The 19489-nt window shown below is 36.9% G+C and carries 28 protein-coding genes; 21 read left to right on the top strand and 7 right to left on the bottom strand.

What is annotated here, in order from left to right:
- Nucleotide 1: 1 nt before the first annotated feature.
- The 7 genes from ODR02_RS03845 to ODR02_RS03815 all read right to left on the bottom strand — a co-directional run bounded on the left by ODR02_RS03845 (nucleotide 2) and on the right by ODR02_RS03815 (nucleotide 9314).
- Nucleotides 2-2722 carry a hypothetical protein gene (locus ODR02_RS03845; RefSeq protein ID WP_309511656.1) on the bottom strand — a complete coding sequence of 907 codons (2721 nt, stop codon included), beginning with the start codon at nucleotides 2720-2722 and terminating at the stop codon, nucleotides 2-4.
- Nucleotides 2723-2798: 76 nt separating this feature from the next.
- A complete protein-coding gene (locus ODR02_RS03840) occupies nucleotides 2799-3776 on the bottom strand; it encodes a hypothetical protein (RefSeq protein WP_309511655.1) in 978 nt (325 codons plus the stop codon).
- 240 nt (nucleotides 3777-4016) lie between these two features.
- On the bottom strand, nucleotides 4017-4439 hold the full coding sequence (locus ODR02_RS03835; RefSeq protein WP_309511654.1) for a hypothetical protein: 423 nt from the start codon (nucleotides 4437-4439) through the stop codon (nucleotides 4017-4019).
- Between the two features lie 196 nt (nucleotides 4440-4635).
- Nucleotides 4636-5448 carry a hypothetical protein gene (locus ODR02_RS03830; RefSeq protein WP_408914964.1) on the bottom strand — a complete coding sequence of 271 codons (813 nt, stop codon included), beginning with the start codon at nucleotides 5446-5448 and terminating at the stop codon, nucleotides 4636-4638.
- A 6-nt stretch (nucleotides 5449-5454) separates the two neighbouring features.
- Nucleotides 5455-6186, bottom strand: coding sequence for an MIP/aquaporin family protein (locus ODR02_RS03825; protein ID WP_209786167.1), 732 nt, complete (start codon nucleotides 6184-6186; stop codon nucleotides 5455-5457).
- Between the two features lie 22 nt (nucleotides 6187-6208).
- Entirely contained in the window at nucleotides 6209-7705 is a 1497-nt protein-coding gene (gene glpK / locus ODR02_RS03820; RefSeq protein ID WP_309511653.1) for a glycerol kinase GlpK, read from the bottom strand.
- 10 nt (nucleotides 7706-7715) lie between these two features.
- Complete coding sequence (locus tag ODR02_RS03815; RefSeq protein WP_209786165.1) at nucleotides 7716-9314, bottom strand: glycerol-3-phosphate dehydrogenase/oxidase; 1599 nt, start codon at nucleotides 9312-9314, stop codon at nucleotides 7716-7718.
- 116 nt (nucleotides 9315-9430) lie between these two features.
- Here ODR02_RS03815 and ODR02_RS03810 point away from each other — a divergent pair, with 116 nt between their 5' ends.
- From ODR02_RS03810 to rplO, 21 genes are all read left to right on the top strand, one after another.
- Entirely contained in the window at nucleotides 9431-10195 is a 765-nt protein-coding gene (locus ODR02_RS03810) for a DeoR/GlpR family DNA-binding transcription regulator (RefSeq protein ID WP_209789207.1), read from the top strand.
- Nucleotides 10196-10444: 249 nt separating this feature from the next.
- Nucleotides 10445-11068, top strand: coding sequence for a 50S ribosomal protein L3 (gene rplC, locus ODR02_RS03805; protein WP_105683331.1), 624 nt, complete (start codon nucleotides 10445-10447; stop codon nucleotides 11066-11068).
- Entirely contained in the window at nucleotides 11059-11688 is a 630-nt protein-coding gene (gene rplD / locus ODR02_RS03800; RefSeq protein WP_105683332.1) for a 50S ribosomal protein L4, read from the top strand. The genes rplC and rplD overlap by 10 nt, the downstream gene beginning before the upstream one ends.
- A 3-nt stretch (nucleotides 11689-11691) precedes the next feature.
- Complete coding sequence (gene rplW, locus ODR02_RS03795) at nucleotides 11692-11982, top strand: 50S ribosomal protein L23 (RefSeq protein WP_105683333.1); 291 nt, start codon at nucleotides 11692-11694, stop codon at nucleotides 11980-11982.
- A gap of 22 nt (nucleotides 11983-12004) precedes the next feature.
- The gene (rplB, locus tag ODR02_RS03790) at nucleotides 12005-12826 is read left to right on the top strand and encodes a 50S ribosomal protein L2 (protein ID WP_105683334.1); all 822 of its coding nucleotides are present in this window, start codon (nucleotides 12005-12007) and stop codon (nucleotides 12824-12826) included.
- A gap of 2 nt (nucleotides 12827-12828) precedes the next feature.
- On the top strand, nucleotides 12829-13107 hold the full coding sequence (rpsS, locus tag ODR02_RS03785) for a 30S ribosomal protein S19 (protein WP_034702850.1): 279 nt from the start codon (nucleotides 12829-12831) through the stop codon (nucleotides 13105-13107).
- Nucleotides 13108-13109: 2 nt separating this feature from the next.
- Entirely contained in the window at nucleotides 13110-13508 is a 399-nt protein-coding gene (gene rplV / locus ODR02_RS03780; RefSeq protein ID WP_047096818.1) for a 50S ribosomal protein L22, read from the top strand.
- A 7-nt stretch (nucleotides 13509-13515) separates the two neighbouring features.
- Nucleotides 13516-14265 carry a 30S ribosomal protein S3 gene (rpsC, locus tag ODR02_RS03775; RefSeq protein WP_034694675.1) on the top strand — a complete coding sequence of 250 codons (750 nt, stop codon included), beginning with the start codon at nucleotides 13516-13518 and terminating at the stop codon, nucleotides 14263-14265.
- Between the two features lie 98 nt (nucleotides 14266-14363).
- Nucleotides 14364-14789 (top strand): 50S ribosomal protein L16, encoded by a 426-nt coding sequence (gene rplP / locus ODR02_RS03770; protein WP_029297776.1) that lies wholly within the window; start codon nucleotides 14364-14366, stop codon nucleotides 14787-14789.
- Between the two features lie 12 nt (nucleotides 14790-14801).
- Complete coding sequence (rpmC, locus tag ODR02_RS03765) at nucleotides 14802-14987, top strand: 50S ribosomal protein L29 (RefSeq protein ID WP_034694678.1); 186 nt, start codon at nucleotides 14802-14804, stop codon at nucleotides 14985-14987.
- Between the two features lie 12 nt (nucleotides 14988-14999).
- The gene (gene rpsQ / locus ODR02_RS03760; RefSeq protein WP_027371715.1) at nucleotides 15000-15254 is read left to right on the top strand and encodes a 30S ribosomal protein S17; all 255 of its coding nucleotides are present in this window, start codon (nucleotides 15000-15002) and stop codon (nucleotides 15252-15254) included.
- A gap of 2 nt (nucleotides 15255-15256) precedes the next feature.
- The gene (gene rplN, locus ODR02_RS03755; RefSeq protein ID WP_002983226.1) at nucleotides 15257-15625 is read left to right on the top strand and encodes a 50S ribosomal protein L14; all 369 of its coding nucleotides are present in this window, start codon (nucleotides 15257-15259) and stop codon (nucleotides 15623-15625) included.
- A gap of 21 nt (nucleotides 15626-15646) precedes the next feature.
- The gene (gene rplX / locus ODR02_RS03750) at nucleotides 15647-15973 is read left to right on the top strand and encodes a 50S ribosomal protein L24 (protein WP_105683335.1); all 327 of its coding nucleotides are present in this window, start codon (nucleotides 15647-15649) and stop codon (nucleotides 15971-15973) included.
- 11 nt (nucleotides 15974-15984) lie between these two features.
- Nucleotides 15985-16536 carry a 50S ribosomal protein L5 gene (rplE, locus tag ODR02_RS03745; protein WP_105683336.1) on the top strand — a complete coding sequence of 184 codons (552 nt, stop codon included), beginning with the start codon at nucleotides 15985-15987 and terminating at the stop codon, nucleotides 16534-16536.
- A 3-nt stretch (nucleotides 16537-16539) separates the two neighbouring features.
- Entirely contained in the window at nucleotides 16540-16809 is a 270-nt protein-coding gene (gene rpsN / locus ODR02_RS03740) for a 30S ribosomal protein S14 (RefSeq protein WP_002983233.1), read from the top strand.
- A 145-nt stretch (nucleotides 16810-16954) separates the two neighbouring features.
- On the top strand, nucleotides 16955-17353 hold the full coding sequence (gene rpsH / locus ODR02_RS03735; protein ID WP_047376575.1) for a 30S ribosomal protein S8: 399 nt from the start codon (nucleotides 16955-16957) through the stop codon (nucleotides 17351-17353).
- Nucleotides 17354-17370: 17 nt separating this feature from the next.
- A complete protein-coding gene (rplF, locus tag ODR02_RS03730) occupies nucleotides 17371-17916 on the top strand; it encodes a 50S ribosomal protein L6 (RefSeq protein ID WP_105683337.1) in 546 nt (181 codons plus the stop codon).
- 15 nt (nucleotides 17917-17931) lie between these two features.
- A complete protein-coding gene (gene rplR / locus ODR02_RS03725; protein ID WP_034694689.1) occupies nucleotides 17932-18285 on the top strand; it encodes a 50S ribosomal protein L18 in 354 nt (117 codons plus the stop codon).
- Between the two features lie 19 nt (nucleotides 18286-18304).
- Complete coding sequence (gene rpsE, locus ODR02_RS03720; RefSeq protein WP_045491132.1) at nucleotides 18305-18826, top strand: 30S ribosomal protein S5; 522 nt, start codon at nucleotides 18305-18307, stop codon at nucleotides 18824-18826.
- Between the two features lie 10 nt (nucleotides 18827-18836).
- Nucleotides 18837-19013: a 50S ribosomal protein L30 gene (gene rpmD, locus ODR02_RS03715; RefSeq protein WP_027371710.1), complete on the top strand. Its 177-nt coding sequence runs from the start codon at nucleotides 18837-18839 to the stop codon at nucleotides 19011-19013.
- Nucleotides 19014-19034: 21 nt separating this feature from the next.
- Complete coding sequence (gene rplO, locus ODR02_RS03710; RefSeq protein WP_089734597.1) at nucleotides 19035-19484, top strand: 50S ribosomal protein L15; 450 nt, start codon at nucleotides 19035-19037, stop codon at nucleotides 19482-19484.
- The last annotated feature ends 5 nt before the right edge of the window (nucleotides 19485-19489 follow it).

Here is a 19489-nt window from a genome sequence, read left to right as displayed (position 1 = left end):
ATTATCTCATGAAATAACTGAAATAACTACAGCTGCCCATAAGGCTCTTCGTTGTTTCAGTGTCAGAATACTGAGCTTTTAGCTGAGCAAAGTAGGTTCTGTATTTCTGGTTTTTAAGTTGGTCCATTTCCTTTTGGCGGGCGTCTTCTTTTTCAGACCATTTCGGATCTGAATAATCAAAATCTTTTGGAGCTTTCGCTTCATACTGGTAATATTTCCCCTGTTCAGCACTTGCCATCTGGAATAGGATTCTTGCTTTTTCTTCTTTATTATTGGAAAGCTTAAGTGCTTTTTGATAATAATTGATAGACAGATCAAAATTGTCAGGTTCAATATAAGAGGTATCAAGGAAGTTTTTATAATAATACTTATAAGGATTCTTTCTGTCCGTATTCCAGAAGTCGTATTTACCTCCGTTGCTGTTATCAATATCCATAACAAACAATTGACGGTAATAGCCTAAAATGGAGGTGTTGTACAATAAGTTTCCGATAAGCTGGTTGGCTTTTGCTGCTTTTTCATCCGTTCCGTTTCCAATCTTTTTAAGTTGAATCAGTGCGTCTGCCAGTTCAAGTTTATCCATACTTGTTTTGATGAAAGGGAAATCTGTATAGTTTTCGGCTTTCATACTTTCAGCATCAGGACTTCCGAAACTCTCCCAAACATTATGTCCGAATACAAGATTTGAAATGTTTTTAAATCCGTCATACTCTGCGGGTGCATATTGTTTTGGAGTGATGGTCTGCCCATTCTTTTCTGTCCATTCATAATTCTGTCTTGGAATACCTGCAAAGCTTTTTGCTTTTCCATAATAAGCTTTTGCCTTTTCAAAATCGGCAAGCCTCATGGCTCTGTCTCCATAAATGGTACTGAAGAAGGCATCAATATTGCCTACACTGTCCATGTTTTTGGCAATGATCTGTTGTTCAAACTGAGTTTTATTGGGCTTTCTGTAAAACTCTTCCACACTTTTCACTAAGTTGGAATTTGGATTGTACTGGAGATCAGAGAGCTTATTGTTCATCAGGAAAGATTTTCCGTCTTCTCCCTGAAGGAAATAACGGTTAGCAATAACATCTTTAAGGAAATCTGCAGTAGAAGGTACTTCACCATAATAATCGAAATTATCTGTAGCCGCGGTGTCTTTTTCTACTTTTTTCTCTACGAAATATTCCGCATAATCTTTCATCAGGTGATCTTCATATTCTGCATCAATTTTAGGCTGGGAAACAATATCATTCAGAACTTTCATTCTTTTGATTTCCTCCAGATATTCAGGGTTAGCTGTTTTGATGTCGTCCAGAATTTCAGAACTTCCTTTGTAATCTTTCTTTAAAAATTTGAGATAAGCATCGGCAATCTGCCAGTATTCATCTTTGGATTTTTCTTTTGTTTTATCAGTGAATTTCTCCAGATCATCAAGGAAATCCTGTGTTTTTTCATCGTAGTAATAACCTGTTCTGTTATAGAATGGAATTCGGTCAGGATTACTAAATAACTCATCATCACTTTGATCAGCTTTAGCACTATCACCTGTTTTTTCAGATTTCGAACCGCCGAAAAGATTTTTAAAGAACCTTACAATTTTCTGCCAGAAAGAAAGTTTTTCTTCCTTTACTTCAGGTTTTGTTTGAGCTGTAGAATTGTTTTTTGCAGCGTCGTTCACAGAGTTTTCTTTTGCCGATACCTTTTGAGCCTCTGAAGTATAGTAATACGTAGGCAAATAGCTTCTTTCCAGCTCATTGATACTTCTGGCAGCCATTACTTTCAGAATTTCAGAATCAGGATTGATTTCATACATTTTTTCCATCATTGGAATAGGATTGTTGAAGTCTTCATATCCTAAAAGGAAATAAGCCATATTCTTTTCTTCATTCGTATTGGCTCTTTTCATGATATTGCTGAAAGATGCCGTATCAGAAAGCTTCATAGAAACAAATGCAGATTCCTTACGGTCTTTACTATTCATGAATACCTGAAAGAAGTTCCAGTTGGCATCACTGTTCATTTCCAATCCTCTTTGTGCTCCTGCCAGTTGATCCAGAGACATAAAGTAAACCGATCCTTTTAATTTTATGGGAGCCACATAAGTTTTAAAAGCCTGTACTGCAGAATCATAGTTTCTTGTATAATGATTCAGACGAACCAGCTGATACCCGTAACGTTGTTTGATTTCGGGATTTCTTGCTGCATTGTACAAAGAAGTTAAGGCGGCAATAGTTTTATGATAATCAAGAGCTGTTGCATTTTTTCTGCTGGCATCTCTGTCGTAATAAAATGAATTCTCACTTTCAACATAATTGATGCTCATAAAAGGCTCAAGATATTTGGCTTCAATTAAATAATCAATAGCCTCTTTATATTTTGAGTAAAATCCTGTACCGAGCTTTTGTAAAAGAGGATTTGTGGGATTTCCGTTCTTTAAAGCATTCAGGTCGTTCATGCTGATCTTATACACCAGATTCTGGGTTTCAGAATAACTGAGCTGATTATTAAAAAACTTTTTCCATGTTTCCACATTGTCATCAGGGATCAATGATGAGTTGTAACCTCCATAAAACCTGCTTGAATAGTTGTGCAGAAAAGGAAGATACGCTTTGTCCTTGATAATGGTTTGCGTAAAAAGGTTGAAGTAATCATAATCAGGATCTGACCACGCGCAGGCATCAGATTGTGTATAGAAAAGTGATACAACCGCAAGTGAAAGAATATACTTTTTCATAGGGTGTGTAGTGTTTTTAGTTTTAATATTGTATGGTTTGGTTCTGGCCGTTGGCAGGTCTCTGTCTCAGGGAGATTTAAAATTTCCGATCTAACACAAATTTACTATCTAATTGATAATAAATAATAGTAAAGTGTGGAATTTTTTTCTCCAAAAACGAAACTACTTCTTCAAGCTGTTCTTCAGCTATTTCTTCTACCTTTATTTTGAAGCCTTTGTTTAAATAACTTCCAAAGTAGAATCCGTCTTTCAGAACCTCAATTTCATAGTCGGATATCTTTTTGAAATTCGGATTTTCCAGATCTCTTTTGGATAAAGCATTGATGAGTTTATGTTTTTCCAAATGGTTGGTGACAATTCCCCATGAATAAATAGGAAGTGCGACTTCAATTTTTTTGATAGGATACTCTTCAATTTTTGAAAGATAGCTTTTTAAGATATTCACATCCAGAATAGAATTCTTATCAGACTTTTTCAATGGCGAAGAAGTAGAGTAGCACATCAGATATACTTTTTCAACAGGAGGAATCCCGGTTTGTTTTTTATCCTTCACCTGATGAAGACGAAGTGTGCAGGTAATTTCTTTTCCGGAAACTCTCTTCAGTTCTTTCAGGAATTTAAAATAATCGTTCCGTGTTCCGGCAGTCCAGTCACAGTCGATTTGAATTTCAGGATAGGTTTTCAGTTGATATTCTTCTGTTTTCTTTTGAACCAATAAATGAATGCTTTCTGCCAGGAATTTGATCTCTTCCGCAGAAATGCCCAGTAACGTCTGATTGGTAATGAAAACTGTAGGAACAATCTGCTTGTCTGTCTGAAAACTTTGGTCTTTGGTAATCACTGCCACCGGCTGAAATTTCCCGTTCACTTTATCTACATCAAAGAATCTGGTATATAAATAAGGAATTGAGGCTTTATCCAATGCTTTCTTTTCTGCATTGTCAAGCTTCAGTTTGGTTTTCCAGTAATAAAATGTGTAAGAATGATGCTCTTTCCTGTTGCATGATACAGTAAGAAAGAGAAGAAGTAGAAATAAAATTTTAAAATGTTTCATTGGTGTAAATCACCCTTCAAAATTAAAGATATTTTGGCAGAATATAAACCGTAAAATCCCGGTGATTAAAGGTCAGAAGCAAAAGAATATCGTATTTACGTACTATGACTTGTTCCAATGCAGTAGATTGTATAACTATTCCCCTCCTCCGGAGGGGTGCAAATTTATAATTTGACGGGGTGGTTCCCAACAACAAGAAAACCATCCCAAATGGAATGGCTTTCTCTATATATTATTATACTACTTAAAAAATTCGCTTTCGCAGGTACAAGTTTCTTTTTTGATGCTATCAGAAGATGAGCAGCAGCCTTCAAGATTTTTAACGTTTCCCTTTTCATCGGTAAGGTAAATCTTTTCTTTGTCGAATTTCACGAAAAACGTTTCCTCATATTTTTTAAAAACCACTTTCATTACCTTATTCGGAGCATATTTTCCTGCATTGATCTCCTCCGTTGTTTCTTCTCCGCTAGCCTGATTCACCTGGACATATCCAAAATGGACATCCCCATTATTTTTTACATCCACATAATAATGAGGAGTACCGGTGCCACTATACCCCTTCATAATATCAAAAGCTCTGTATCCAATAAAAGGAACTTCTGTCTGCTGTGCCCATGTAAAAATACTGATGCACAGAATCATTACACTGAAAAACTTTTTCATAGATATTTTTTTTCAAAAGTAAAGATATTTCAGCAAAACATCGACCGTAAAAATACGGTTATTGTAAACTGTAAAAGATATACCGTACAGATTGGTTATTTTGAAGAGGTAAATCTAATCCGTTGATGGGGAGGTTCTTTGAAAAATAAAACCACTCCTAAACGAAGTGGCTTTCTATAATTGAGTTAAAGTCAAATTAAAAAACGGTTGCTGCAAGCTGAATTCTTGCATACTTATTGGATGGATTCCACATAGCCATCATTGATACAGGAAGACTGTAATGATCAGTGATCTTCACCACTTTTCCAGCCTTTAGACCTACATTTACAATGTCGAAACTGTTTTTACCATTGCCATACAGGAATGTTTTGTCGTTGAGAGCAAATCCTGCTCCTACAAATGCGTCCAGATTTACTTTCTGCCCCTTAATAACAGGATAACTTGCCTGAATGTAAGTAGAATATCTGTTTTTCTTATAGCTTCCGTCGGCTTCAAGGATAACTTCTCCCGCATTAGCTCCTCCATAGAGCATAATATCAGCTTCAATATTAATAGGGAATGAAGGTCCGAAAGTGTAGTTTGTTCTTAAGTCAATGATATGAGCCGTTCTTCTCTGCGAATAACTGAAGATATCATCAGCGGCCACAGCAGTATTGATATTCCTGGAATTATAAAGATCCCATAATCCGATATAAAAACGTCCGTCAGAATATTGAACATAATAATTGATCTCTTTATAATGGGTATTGTCTTTATCATCCGCTAATGCAGAAGCTCCCCAGATTCCTACTTTCCATTTCTTTTCTGCGTCTAAGGCATAAGAAAGATTACCCATTACCACCGGTTTATCAGTAATAATAAGGCCTCTCCATAGGTGATTGTTCTGAATGTTGGCCGTAAAATCAAGCCTCCCTTCTTTAGTTTCCTTGGTTTCGCCATTTTCCTGTGAAAATAACCTTCCTGTGCCTATAGCAAGTAGGAAGATTCCTTGTAAGACTTTTCTCATCATCTGTTACTATTTTAGAAATCCATATAAAACGGCAGCGATAATAGCTCCTGTAACAGGACCTACTACAGGAATCCATGCATATCCCCAATCACTGCTCCCTTTTACAGGTAAAATGGCGTGCATGATTCTTGGAGCAAGATCTCTTGCCGGGTTAATGGCATACCCTGTAGTTCCTCCAAGAGATAAACCGATTGCCCATACTACAAACGTAACGGGAATGGCTCCGATAGAACCCAATCCTACTTTAGCAGTTGGATCTGCCTGTAAAGAAATGCTTGGATCTGCAAAATAAAAGACACAGAATACCAGTACAAATGTTCCGATAATTTCGCTGATAAGGTTAGACGATGTTTTTCTGATAGCAGGAGTGGTACTGAAACAAGCCAGTTTTGCGCCTTCATCTTCTGTAATAGCAAAGTGATCTTTATGAAACAGCCATACCAGAAAAGCTCCCAACATTCCTCCAATCATTTGGGCTGCGATATAAGAAGGGACGAGATCCCATGAAAATTTCCCTGCAGCTGCAAGACCAATCGTTACAGCCGGATTCAGATGGGCCCCACTTATTGGCCCTGCAACGGTTACTCCCACAAATACGGCTAATGCCCATGCGGTAGTAATCACAATCCATCCGGAATTATTTCCTTTCGTACCTTTTAAGACAACATTGGCTACAACACCGTTGCCTAACAATATAAGAAGCATCGTACCGATAACTTCTGCAATAAATGGGGTCATATAAGTTTTTTTGATATGTGAGTTAATCTTCTATCCAGCTTTGAGCGCTTTTTACCGCTTTCTTCCAGAAGTGGGTCATTTTATCCACTTTTTCTCTGTCCAATTGAGGGTGGAAGTCTTTGTCTACAATCCACTGTTCCTGGATTTCGTCTATACTTTTCCAGTATCCTACTGCAAGTCCGGCAAGATAGGCAGCTCCAAGTGCAGTGGTTTCCAATGTTTTTGGCCTTGTAATTTTAAATCCGAAAAGGTCAGACTGTATCTGCATCAGAAGATCGCTGGCAGAGGCGCCGCCGTCTACTCTTAATTCAAGACTGGCTGTTCCGGAATCGGCTTCCATAGCTTTTACAATATCATAAACCTGAAATGCAATTCCTTCCAGTGTGGCTCTTGCAATATGGGCATCAGTGGTACCTCGGGTAATTCCTACAATTGTTCCACGGGCATACTGATCCCAGTAAGGAGCGCCGAGACCAGTCAGTGCAGGTACAAAATAAACTCCGCCATTATCTGGTACAGAAGCAGCCAGTTTGTTTACTTCCTCAGAAGAACGGATAAGCTTAAGACCGTCTCTTAGCCATTGAATAGCTGCACCTCCTACAAATACACTTCCTTCCAGTGCATAGTTGACTTCTCCATTGATTTTCCAGGCTACTGTTGTAAGAAGATTGTTTTTAGAAGAAACAGCTTCTGCTCCTGTGTTCATTAATAAGAAGCATCCTGTTCCATAGGTGTTTTTTACCATTCCCGGAGTGGTGCACATCTGTCCGAATAAGGCAGCCTGCTGGTCTCCGGCAATTCCGGCAATAGGAATTTTGGTAGAGAATAGAGTAGTAGCAGTTTCTCCATATATTTCACTGCTTTGTTTTACTTCAGGAAGAACGTTTCTAGGAATGTCGAATAATTCTAATAAATCATTATCCCATTCTAGTGTATGAATGTTTAAAAGCATTGTTCTGCTGGCATTGGAAACATCCGTAATAAACATTTTTCCACGGGTAAGCTTCCATACAAGCCATGTGTCAACGGTTCCAAAACATAATTTTCCTTCTTCAGCTTTTTGTCTTGCTCCTTCTACATGATCAAGAATCCATTTTAATTTGGTTGCTGAAAAGTAGGCATCCAGAACAAGTCCTGTTTTTTCTTTGATCGTTTCTGCATGTCCCTGCTCTTTCAGTTCATCACAATATTTTGAAGTTCTGCGGTCCTGCCATACAATTGCATTGTAGATGGGCTCACCGGTTTCCTTATCCCAAACGATTGTTGTTTCACGTTGATTGGTAATTCCGATAGCTGCAACTTCAAGTCCGGAGATTCCTGCTTTCGCAATAATTTCTGCTGCTACGGAGATCTGTGAAGACCAAATTTCATTGGGATCGTGTTCTACCCAACCCGGAGTAGGAAATATTTGTCTGAAATCTTTTTGAGATACATATTCTATTTCTCCACTGTGATTGAAGAGAATCGCTCTGGAGGAAGTTGTTCCCTGGTCAAGAGCGAGAATTAGTTTTTCATTCATGTATATAATGCTAATTTAGGTTGATAACTTTAGGTGAGTAAGGAGTTAATAAATACCCTTTTGCTAATTCAATGAATTCATTTTCCTGCTGCTGAGCCCATTCTTCAGAATATCCTTTTTCTTCAGCAATGATTCTTGCTACATTATGAGCACTGTCTATTGCTGCTCTTGCATCCAGGAACAGTAAACGGACTCTTCTTGCCAGAATATCTTCGATGGTTTCTGCCATTTCAGCTCTTACGGCCCATACCACTTCTGCTACAGTAAAAGGATGATCAGGGTGGATCTTTTGAGCATAACGCGAATTGCTTTCCTGTAATGCTTTGATAGCAGGAATATCAGATCCGTAAACATAGAGATGGTTCGTTCGGTCTACCTGTTCTGGTTTTACATTTCCATGAATAGACATGTGTTCTGTTTTAGAAGTACTATTACCAAGCTTGTGAACTTCCATTGCTTTATCAATGGTATCTTCGGCCATTTTACGGTAAGTAGTCCATTTTCCACCAATGATGGAAATTAATCCGGTGTCAGATGCAATAACCTTATGGCTTCGGGAAACTTCTTTTGTGCTTTTGCTTCCGTCTTTAGGAGCAGCAAGCGGACGAAGACCTGCGAAAACAGATTTTACATCTTCACGCGTTGGTTTTTTAGCCAGATATTGTCTTGCGGTATTTAAAACAAAGTTGATTTCTTCTTCCAGGGCACGCGGTTCAAAACTTTCATCTTTTAAAAGCGTATCTGTAGTTCCTACCAACGCTCTGTCATGCCATGGAACAACAAATAAAACCCTGCCGTCTGATGTCTTCGGAATCATGATGGCATCATCACTTTTCAGGAAGGATTTATCTAGTACAAGGTGAATTCCCTGGCTTGGTACTACCAGCTTACCATGTTTAGGATTATTCATATTAAGAATATCATTGGTAAATACCCCTGTAGCATTGATGACTACTTTACCATGAATCTGATATTGCTCTTTGGAAAACTGATCTTCTGCAACCACACCGATGACTTTATCAGAAGCATCTTTCAGAAGATTAACTACTTTTACATAATTAACGGCACTTCCGCCTTTTTCAATGATGGTTTGGGTAAGGTTAATCGCAAGTCTGGCATCGTCAAATTGTCCGTCCTGGTAAACAACCCCACTCATCAAATGGTTTTGTTCAATAGTAGGAAGCTTTTCAACGGTTTTTGATTTGCTGATGTATTTTGTTTTACCTAAACTCAGTTTTCCGGCAAGAAAATCATAAATTGATAATCCTATCTTATAATAGATTCCTCCCCACCATGTATAGTTGGGAATAATAAAAGACTGATTTTTTACGATATGTGCTGCATTTTTTGCTAAGAGTCCTCTTTCTTTCAATGCTTCTTTTACCAATCCGACATCTCCCTGGGCAAGATATCTAACTCCACCGTGTACCAATTTGGTACTTCTGCTGGATGTTGCTTTTGCAAAGTCATGAGATTCAAGCAATAATGTTTTGAATCCTCTGCTTACAGCATCTAATGCTGAACCTAAACCACTGGCTCCTCCTCCTATGACAATAAAGTCCCATTCTTTTACATGGGTTAACTTACTAAGTTCTTCGTTTCGTTTCATAAATGTTTCGTTTATGTTTCGTTTTCAAATATATAAATTAAAAATGAAAGCAAAAAGAAAATAAATGAAATTTTAAGATGTCGAAAAAAAACGGTATTTTTGATGAAACGAATAAAATGGAAAAGCTATTACCAAGGCAGGATCAAATACTTAAAGAGCTGGATGAGAAAGGGCATGTACTTGTGCAGGATCTGTGTGAAAAGCTCAATGTATCTTCAGTTACGATCCGAAAGGATTTGAACTATCTCGAAAGTCTGGGGCTTCTTTTCAGAAATCATGGAGGAGCGAGTAAGCAGGTAAGATATGCTTATGAAAAAAATGTTGGGGAAAAAGAAAATATCAATGTGGAGGCCAAGCAGGTTATTGCAAAAGCTGCACTGTCATTGATTCAGGAAAACGACTGTATTATTCTGGCATCCGGAACAACCATGCATTATCTTGCCAGGATGTTGATGAACTTTGGGCCGCTTACTGTATTGACATCTTCTTTACGGGTAGCCATTGAACTTTGTAATAATCCTAATATTAATATTATACAATTAGGAGGAGAAGTACGAAAGAGCTCTACTTCTATAGTAGGATCTATTTCCGAAGGAATCCTCAAACAGTTTTCATGTAATAAACTTTTTATGGGAGTGGACGGGATTGATCCTGAATTTGGAATCAGTACTTCCAATGCTGCAGAAGCTCATTTGAATCAGATTATGATGGAATGTGCGGATCAGACGGTTATTCTCGCGGATTCCTCAAAATTGAATAAAAAAGGATTTGGAAAGATTGCGGATTTGGATCAGGTGGATTATTTGATTACCGATGATGGTATCTGTGCTGAAGACAGGGTTAAACTGGAAGAAGCAGGAGTGAAAGTGATTGCCCGGTAACGTCTTCATCTTAATTTCTTTTTAAAAATCAAAATAAATCTTGGAGAAATTTGTTCTGAATTTTTTTAAAATCATCTAATTGATTAAAAATCAAAATATTTTAGTCAAAATATTTGTCAGTTACAAAATTATTCATACATTTGCACACTCATTTTAGGGGCGTAGTATGCCTATATCAAAAGTAGAAATTACTTCAGACTTCCGAAAAATGGGGATAAATAAAGGATAAATTTTATTATAATATAAACAATGTCAGGTATTATTGGTAAAAAAATCGGTATGACATCTTTGTTTAACGAAGAAGGAAAAAACATTCCTTGTACAGTTATTCAAGCAGGTCCATGCTCGGTTTTACAGGTCAGAACCTTAGAAAACGACGGTTATACAGCTGTGCAGTTAGGTTTCGATGACAAGAGTGAGAAGAACGTTGGTAAAGCGTTAGCTGGCCATTTTAAAAAGGCTGGTTCTGCTCCTAAAGCTAAATTAGTAGAATTCCACAATGGATTCGCTGATGTGAAAGTAGGAGAAGAAGTAAAAGTTGATTTATTCATCGAAGGTGAATATGTTGACGTAACAGGAACTTCAAAAGGTAAAGGCTTCCAGGGTGTTGTTAAAAGACACGGATTTGGAGGTGTAATGCAGGCAACTCATGGTCAGCACAACAGACTTAGAGCTCCAGGTTCTATCGGTGCTGGTTCAGACCCTTCAAGAGTATTCAAAGGGATGAGAATGGCTGGAAGAATGGGAGGTGAGCAGGTAACTGTTCAAAACCTTCAAGTGTTAAAAGTTGATCAAGAACAAAATCTTTTAGTAGTAAAAGGTGCTGTTCCGGGAGCTAAAAATTCTTATGTAATTATCAGAAAATGGAACTAGTAGTATTAAATACATCAGGAAAAGAGACCGGAAGAAAAGTAACTCTAGACGAAACAGTATTCGGAATTGAGCCAAATCAGCACGCGGTTTACTTAGAAGTTAAACAGTACCTTGCTGCACAAAGACAAGGAACTCATAAAGCAAAAGAAAGAAGCGAAATTACTGCTTCTACTAAAAAGCTTAAGAAGCAAAAAGGATCAGGATCTGCTAGATATGGTGATATCAAATCTCCAACTTTCAGAGGTGGAGGTAGAGTATTCGGACCAAAACCAAGAGACTACAGATTCAAATTGAACAAAGCTCTTAAGAGATTGGCTAAGAAATCTGTTTTATCTCAGAAAATGAGAGACAACAGCATTAAAGTTTTAGAAGATGTGAGCTTTGATGCTCCTAAGACTAAAGATTTCATCAATGTATTAAATGCATTGGAACTTAACGGTAAAAAATCTTTATTCGTTCTTCCTGAAGCTAACAAGAATGTGTATTTATCTTCAAGAAACTTACCTAAAACTAAAGTAATGAACTTCAACGAAATCAGTTCTTACGATTTAGTAAATGCTGGTGAGATCATTTTCTTCGAAGGTGCAGTTGAAAAATTCCAGGAAAATTTAAAGAAATAAGTCATGTCAGTTATTATTAAACCAGTTATTTCAGAAAAGGCTAACTACCTTACAGATTTAAGAGGTACTTATTCTTTCTTAGTTAACCCTAAGTCGAATAAGATCCAGATTAAAAAGGCTGTTGAAGCAGCTTACGGTGTAAAAGTAGCAGACGTTAACACAATGATTTATGCTCCGAAGGTTTCTTCAAAATACACTAAAAAAGGTCTTCAAGTAGGAAAGACAAACAAATTGAAAAAAGCGGTAATCAAACTTGCTGAAGGTGAGGTTATCGATATTTTTGCTGTAAATTAATTATTAATTATATATAATAGTAATGTCTGTTAGAAAATTAAAACCTATCACCCCGGGACAGAGATTCAGAATTGTTAACAATTTTGAAGAAATTACTACCAACAAACCAGAGAAATCTCTAACAGTTGGTATTAGTAAGTCAGGTGGACGTAACCAAACTGGTAAAATGACCATGCGTTACACCGGAGGTGGACACAAAAAGAAATACAGAATTATTGACTTCAAAAGAAACAAAGCAAACGTTGAAGCAACTGTAAAAACTGTAGAGTATGATCCAAACAGAACTGCATTTATCGCTTTACTAGAGTATGCTGATGGAGAGAAGAGATATATCATCGCTCCAAACGGTATCAAAGTTGATCAGAAAGTAATTTCTGGTGAAAGCGTAGAACCAAATGTAGGGAACGCAATGAAGTTGAAAAACATTCCATTAGGTACTGTGATTTCTTGTGTTGAAATGAAGCCTGGCCAAGGTGCTATTTTAGCAAGAAGTGCTGGTTCTTCAGCTCAATTAACTTCAAGAGACGGAAAATATGCAATCATCAAGTTACCTTCAGGAGAATCTAGAATGATCCTTACTGAATGTATGGCAATGATTGGATCTGTTTCTAACTCTGACCACCAGTTAACTGTATCAGGTAAGGCTGGTAGAAGCAGATGGTTAGGTAGAAGACCAAGAACAAGAGCGGTTGTAATGAACCCAGTAGATCACCCAATGGGAGGTGGTGAAGGGCGTTCTTCAGGAGGTCACCCAAGATCTAGAAATGGTATGCCTGCTAAAGGTTACAAAACCAGAAAGAAAAATAAAGCGTCTAACCGTCATATCATATCTAAACGTAAATAATTATGGCAAGATCACTTAAAAAAGGACCATTCATTCATCATACTTTAGATAAGAAGGTTCAGACAAACATAGAGTCTGGTAAGAAGACAGTTATTAAAACTTGGTCTAGAGCATCGATGATCTCTCCGGACTTCGTAGGACAAACTATTGCTGTACACAACGGGAAATCTTTTATCCCTGTTTATGTTACAGAAAACATGGTTGGTCACAAGTTAGGCGAATTTTCTCCAACAAGATCTTTCAGAGGTCATGGTGGTAACAAAAATAAAGGAAGCAGATAATCATGGGATCAAGAAAACAAGATAGTTCAATCGCAAGAAAAGAAGCTAACAAAGACGTTGTAAAAGCTTCATTAAATAATTGCCCGTCTTCTCCAAGAAAAATGAGATTAGTTGCTGATATCATTAGAGGAGAGCAGGTAGATAAAGCTCTTTATATCCTAAAATATTCTAAGAAGGATGCTTCTAACAAGTTAGAAAAATTACTTCTTTCTGCTATGGCAAACTGGCAGACTAAAAACGAAGGTGCGGATATTGAAGAAGCTAACCTTATCGTTAAAGAAATCTTCGTGGATAGCGCAAGACAATTGAAGAGACTAAGACCAGCTCCACAAGGTAGAGGGTATAGAATCAGAAAAAGATCTAACCACGTTACATTAATCTTAGGTAATAAAGAAAATTAATCAAGGTATGGGACAGAAGACAAATCCAATTGGTAATAGATTAGGTATCATCAGAGGATGGGATTCTAACTGGTTTGGTGGAAACGATTATGGAGACAGAATCGCTGAAGACTACAAAATCAGAAGATACCTTGAAGCTAGATTATCTAAAGGTGGTATTTCAAAAATCTATATTGAAAGAACACTTAAATTAGTAACAGTTACAATCACTACTGCTAGACCGGGACTTATCATCGGTAAAGGAGGTCAGGAAGTTGATAAATTGAAAGAAGAATTGAAGAAACTTACAGGTAAGGATATTCAAATCAATATTTTCGAAATCAAAAGACCTGAATTAGATGCTGTACTAGTTGCTGATAGTATTTCTAAGCAAATTGAAAACAGAATTTCTTACAGAAGAGCTGTTAAAATGGCAATGGCAAGTACTATGAGAATGGGTGCTGAAGGTATCAAAGTTCAAATCTCTGGTAGATTGAACGGAGCTGAAATGGCAAGATCAGAATCTTTCAAAGAAGGAAGAATTCCATTGTCAACTTTCAGAGCTGATATCGATTACCACTGGGCAGAAGCTCACACTACTTACGGTAGATTAGGAGTAAAAGTTTGGATCATGAAAGGTGAAGTTTACGGTAAAAGAGAACTTTCTCCATTAGTGGGACAACAGAAAAAAGGAGGTCAGTCAGACAGAGGAAACAGAGGAGGAGACAGAGACAACAGAAGACCTAGAAAAAACAACAACAATAACAATAATAATTAAAATTTTAGATTAGAAATTTTGAATTTTAAATTACCGTTACTTTTTTAAAATTAAAAAAAATCTAAAATCTAAAATCTAAAATCTAAAATTTAGAAATTATGTTACAACCAAAAAGAACCAAATTCCGTAGAGTTCACAAGATGAAGATGAAGGGGAATGCCCAAAGAGGTAGTCAACTTGCTTACGGAACTTTTGGGATCAAAGCAACGGAAGGAGCTTGGATCACTGCGAGACAAATTGAAGCAGCTCGTATCGCTGCAACAAGATACATGAAGAGAGAAGGTCAACTATGGATCAAAATCTTCCCAGATAAGCCAATTACTAAAAAACCAGCGGAAGTACGTATGGGTAAAGGTAAGGGTGCTGTTGAATATTGGGTAGCTGTAGTAAAACCAGGTAAAATTATGTTCGAAATCGGAGGAGTACCTTACGATATCGCTAAGGAAGCTTTAAGACTTGCTGCACAAAAATTACCAGTAGTTACTAAATTCATCGTTGCTAACGATTTTGTTAAACCTCTATAATCTTTGAATACAATGAAAAATGCTGATATTAAAAATTTAAGCGCGGGTGATATTCAAGCTCAATTAACTGAAGCAAAAGCTCAATATTCTAAATTGAAATTAGCTCATGCAATCAGCCCAATTGAAAACCCGATTCAAATCAGAGATTTGAGAAAAACAATCGCAAGACTAAACACTGAGTTAACTAACAAACAATAATTTCATTTTACAATGGATAGAAATTTAAGAAAAGAAAGAATCGGAGTGGTTTCCAGCAATAAAATGGAAAAAACTATTGTTGTTAGTGAAACTACAAGAGTAAAGCACCCGATGTACGGTAAATTCGTTTTGAAAACGAAAAAATATACTGCACACGACGAGAACAACGAATGCACAGAAGGTGATACAGTTCTTATCCAAGAAACTAGACCTTTGAGCAAGAGCAAGAGATGGAGATTAGTAAGAATCATTGAAAAAGCTAAGTAATAATGTTACAAACAGAATCAAGATTAAAAGTTGCTGATAACACAGGTGCTAAAGAAGTACTAGTTATTAGAGTTCTGGGAGGAACCAGAAGAAGATATGCTTCAGTTGGTGATAAAATCGTTGTTACTATCAAGGATTCTACACCATCAGGAAACGCTAAAAAAGGTCAGGTATCTAAAGCTGTAGTAGTAAGAACTAAAAAAGCAGTAAGAAGAAAAGATGGTTCATACATCAAATTCGACGACAATGCTTGTGTATTACTAAACGCAGCGGGAGAAATGAGAGGAACGCGTGTTTTCGGACCAGTTGCTCGTGAGTTGAGAGACAAAGAATATATGAAAATCATTTCATTAGCTCCTGAAGTACTTTAATTTTTAAAATTTTTTAAAGAAATGTCAAAGTTAAAAATAAAAAGAGGAGATAACGTAATCATTACTACTGGTAAGAAAGATATCAAAGGTAAGACTGGTGAAGTTATTGAAGTGATCAAGAAAGAAGGAAAAGACCCTAGAGTAATCGTTGCAGGACTTAACATCGTTAAAAAACACGTTAAGCCTTCAGCTTCAAATCCTCAAGGAGGAATTACTGAAAAGGAAGCTTCTATTCATATCTCAAACGTAGCTTTAGTTGGTAAAGACGGAAAAGCTATCAAAATCGGTTACAAAATCGAAGGAGATAAGAAAGTGAGAGTTAACAAAGCAACGGGTGAAACTTTATAATTTGAATTAACATGGAATTTATAGCAAGACCCAAAAAAATATACAAAGAGCAAATTGTTCCTGCAATGATGGAAGAATTTGGGTACAAGTCAATCATGCAAGTACCTAGATTAGAGAAAATCGTTGTATCACAAGGTTTAGGAGATGCTACTGCAGATAAGAAAATTATTGATTATGCTGTAGAAGAATTGACAAACATTACAGGTCAGAAAGCAGTAGGAACAATCTCTAAGAAAGATGAGGCTGCATTCAAACTTAGAAAAGGTATGCCTGTAGGTGCAAAAGTAACGTTGAGAGCTCACAGAATGTATGAGTTCTTAGACAGACTTACTGCTTCTGCTTTACCTCGTATCAGAGATTTCTCTGGAATCAAAGCTGACGGTTTTGATGGTAGAGGTAACTACAACTTAGGTATTACTGAGCAGATTATCTTCCCTGAAATCGTGATTGACAAAGTGAAAAAAATCCAAGGGATGGACATCACTTTCGTTACTACTGCGAAAACAGATAAAGAAGCTAAAGCATTACTAACTCACTTCGGTTTACCATTTAAAAAGAACTAAGAAATGGCTAAAGAATCAATGAAAGCGCGTGAGCGCAAAAGAGAAGCACTAGTTGCTAAATACGCTGCTAAAAGACAAGCTCTTAAAGAAGCTGGTGATTACGAAGGACTTCAAAAATTACCTAAAAATGCTTCTCCTGTAAGATTACACAACAGATGTAAACTAACAGGTAGACCAAGAGGATACATGAGAACGTTTGGTATTTCCAGAGTAACTTTCAGAGAAATGGCAAACAACGGTCTTATCCCAGGTGTAAGAAAAGCTAGTTGGTAATAATTACTAATTAAAAATCGGGACAATTAAGTTGTCAAGATACTAAAGAATAAATATCAGACCGAAGTTTTCTGAAGTCTGATATTTTTCTCTTCAAGTCTTTTCAATACTGATTGTTCTTTAACCAATAATTTATAAAAGAAAAATGGTAACAGATCCAATTTCAGATTTCCTAACTAGAGTAAGGAACGCACAAAGCGCAGGCCACAAAGTGGTGGAAATTCCTGCATCGAAAATCAAAAAGGAGATTACTAAGATCCTATTTGATCAAGGGTATATCTTAAACTTCAAGTTTGAAGATAACGCTGTTCAAGGAGTGATCAAAATCGCTTTAAAGTACGATAAGCAAACTAACAAACCTGCTATTAAGTCTATTCAAAGAGCTTCTAGACCAGGTTTGAGACAGTACAAAGGTTCTACTGAACTTCCAAGAGTACTAAACGGTTTGGGTATTTCTATCATCTCTACTTCTAAAGGAGTAATGACTGACAAGAAAGCTAGAGAAGAGAAAGTAGGCGGTGAAGTAATCTGCTATGTTTATTAATTTTTAATCAGAGGAAAATGTCAAGAATTGGTAAAGCAATTATAACAATTCCAGCAGGAGTTACAATCACTGAAAACAACGGTGTAGTAACTGTAAAAGGAGCTAAAGGAGAACTTTCTCAAGAGCTTACAGCAGGAATTACTGTAGAACAAAAAGATGGCGAACTGAATGTAAACAGACCATCTGATACTAAACAACACAAAGCGCTTCACGGTTTATACAGAGCGTTAATCAACAACATGATTGTTGGTGTAAATACAGGTTTCGAAAAGAAACTAGAACTAGTAGGGGTAGGATATAGAGCTTCACACGCAGGTCAAAAACTTGAGTTAGCTTTAGGATTCTCTCACGGTATCGTATTAGAACTTCCAAGTGAAGTAAAAGTTGATACATTGACTGAAAAAGGTAAAAACCCAATTATTACTTTAACGTCTCACGACAACCAACTTCTAGGAATGGTAGCTGCAAAGATCCGTTCTTTCAGAAAGCCTGAGCCATACAAAGGAAAAGGTGTAAGATTCGTAGGAGAAATTGTTAGACGTAAAGCTGGTAAATCTGCTTAATAAATTATAAGTATTATGGCATTAAGTAAATTAGAAAAAAGAATAAGAATCAAAAGAAGAGTAAGAGGGAAAATCTCTGGATCTTCTGAATTGCCAAGATTATCTGTATACAAAAGTAATAAGGAAATTTACGCTCAGTTAATCGACGATAAAAATGGTAAAACTTTAGCATCAGCTTCTTCTAGAGAGAAAGGTGTAGACGCTAAAGGTACTAAGACTGAAGTTTCTGCTGCTGTTGGTAAAGCTATCGCTGCTAAAGCTATCGCTGCAGGAATCGAAAGTATTGTATTTGACAGAAACGGTTTCGTATATCACGGTAGAGTAAAAGCTCTAGCTGATGGTGCGAGAGAAGGAGGACTTAAATTCTAATCATTAAATTTCGGAAAATATGTTAGGACTAGATAATATAGAAAGAGTAAAACCGGGAGGATTAGAATTAAAAGATCGTCTCGTAGCTGTTAACAGAGTAACAAAAGTAACTAAAGGGGGTAGAGCTTTCGGATTTTCTGCTATTGTTGTAGTAGGAAATGAAGAAGGTATTATCGGTTTCGGTTTAGGAAAATCTAAAGAGGTTGCTTCTGCAATTGCTAAAGCAGTTGAAGACGCTAAGAAAAACCTTGTGAAAGTTCCTGTAATGAACCATACTATTCCTCACCAAACTACTGCTAGATACGGTGGTGCAGATATCTTCTTAAGACCTGCTTCTCACGGTACAGGACTTATCGCCGGTGGTGCGGTAAGAGCGGTATTGGAATCAGCTGGTATTCACGATATCCTTTCAAAATCTAAAGGATCTTCTAACCCTCACAACGTGGTGAAAGCTACTTTCAAAGCGTTATTGGATATCAGAAGACCTGAAGAGATCGCTAGAATGAGAGGAGTTTCTCTAAGTAAAGTGTTTAACGGTTAATAATAAAACAATGGCAACAATTAAAGTAAAGCAAGTAAGAAGCGCTATTGGTAGAACAAAAACCCAAAAGAGAACGCTTGAAGCATTAGGATTAAAAAAACTTCACCAAGTTGTAGAGCATGAAGCTACTCCTTCTATCTTAGGAATGATAGCTGCTGTAGGTCACTTACTAGAAGTTCAAAAATAATTTTATAAAAGAGAAATTAAAATGAATTTAAATAACATACAACCTGCTGCAGGATCTACTTTCAACTCAAAAAGAATTGGTAGAGGTCAAGGTACAGGAAAAGGAGGTACTTCAACAAAAGGACACAAAGGTCAGAAAGCTAGAGCTGGTTATTCTCAGAAGATCGGTTTCGAAGGTGGACAGATGCCTTTACAAAGAAGATTACCTAAATTCGGATTCAAAAACGTAAACAGAAAAGAGTTTAGAGGTGTTAACCTTGATACTATCCAAACTTTAATCGAGAACAAATCCATCACTGGAGAGATCACGAAAGAAGTTTTAGTAGCAAACGGGATCGTTTCTAAAAACGAATTAGTGAAAATTATGGGTAGAGGAGAATTGAAATCTGCGGTTTCAATCTCTGCTGATAAATTCACGAAATCTGCTGAAGAGCTTATTGCTAAGGCAGGTGGAAAAGCAATTACCTTATAATACTT

It is taken from the genome of Chryseobacterium sp. CFS2 (assembly GCF_036543225.1).
In the GTDB taxonomy this organism is placed as follows: Bacteria; Bacteroidota; Bacteroidia; order Flavobacteriales; family Weeksellaceae; genus Chryseobacterium; species Chryseobacterium culicis_A.
This window is presented reverse-complemented; position numbering and strand designations above follow the sequence as displayed.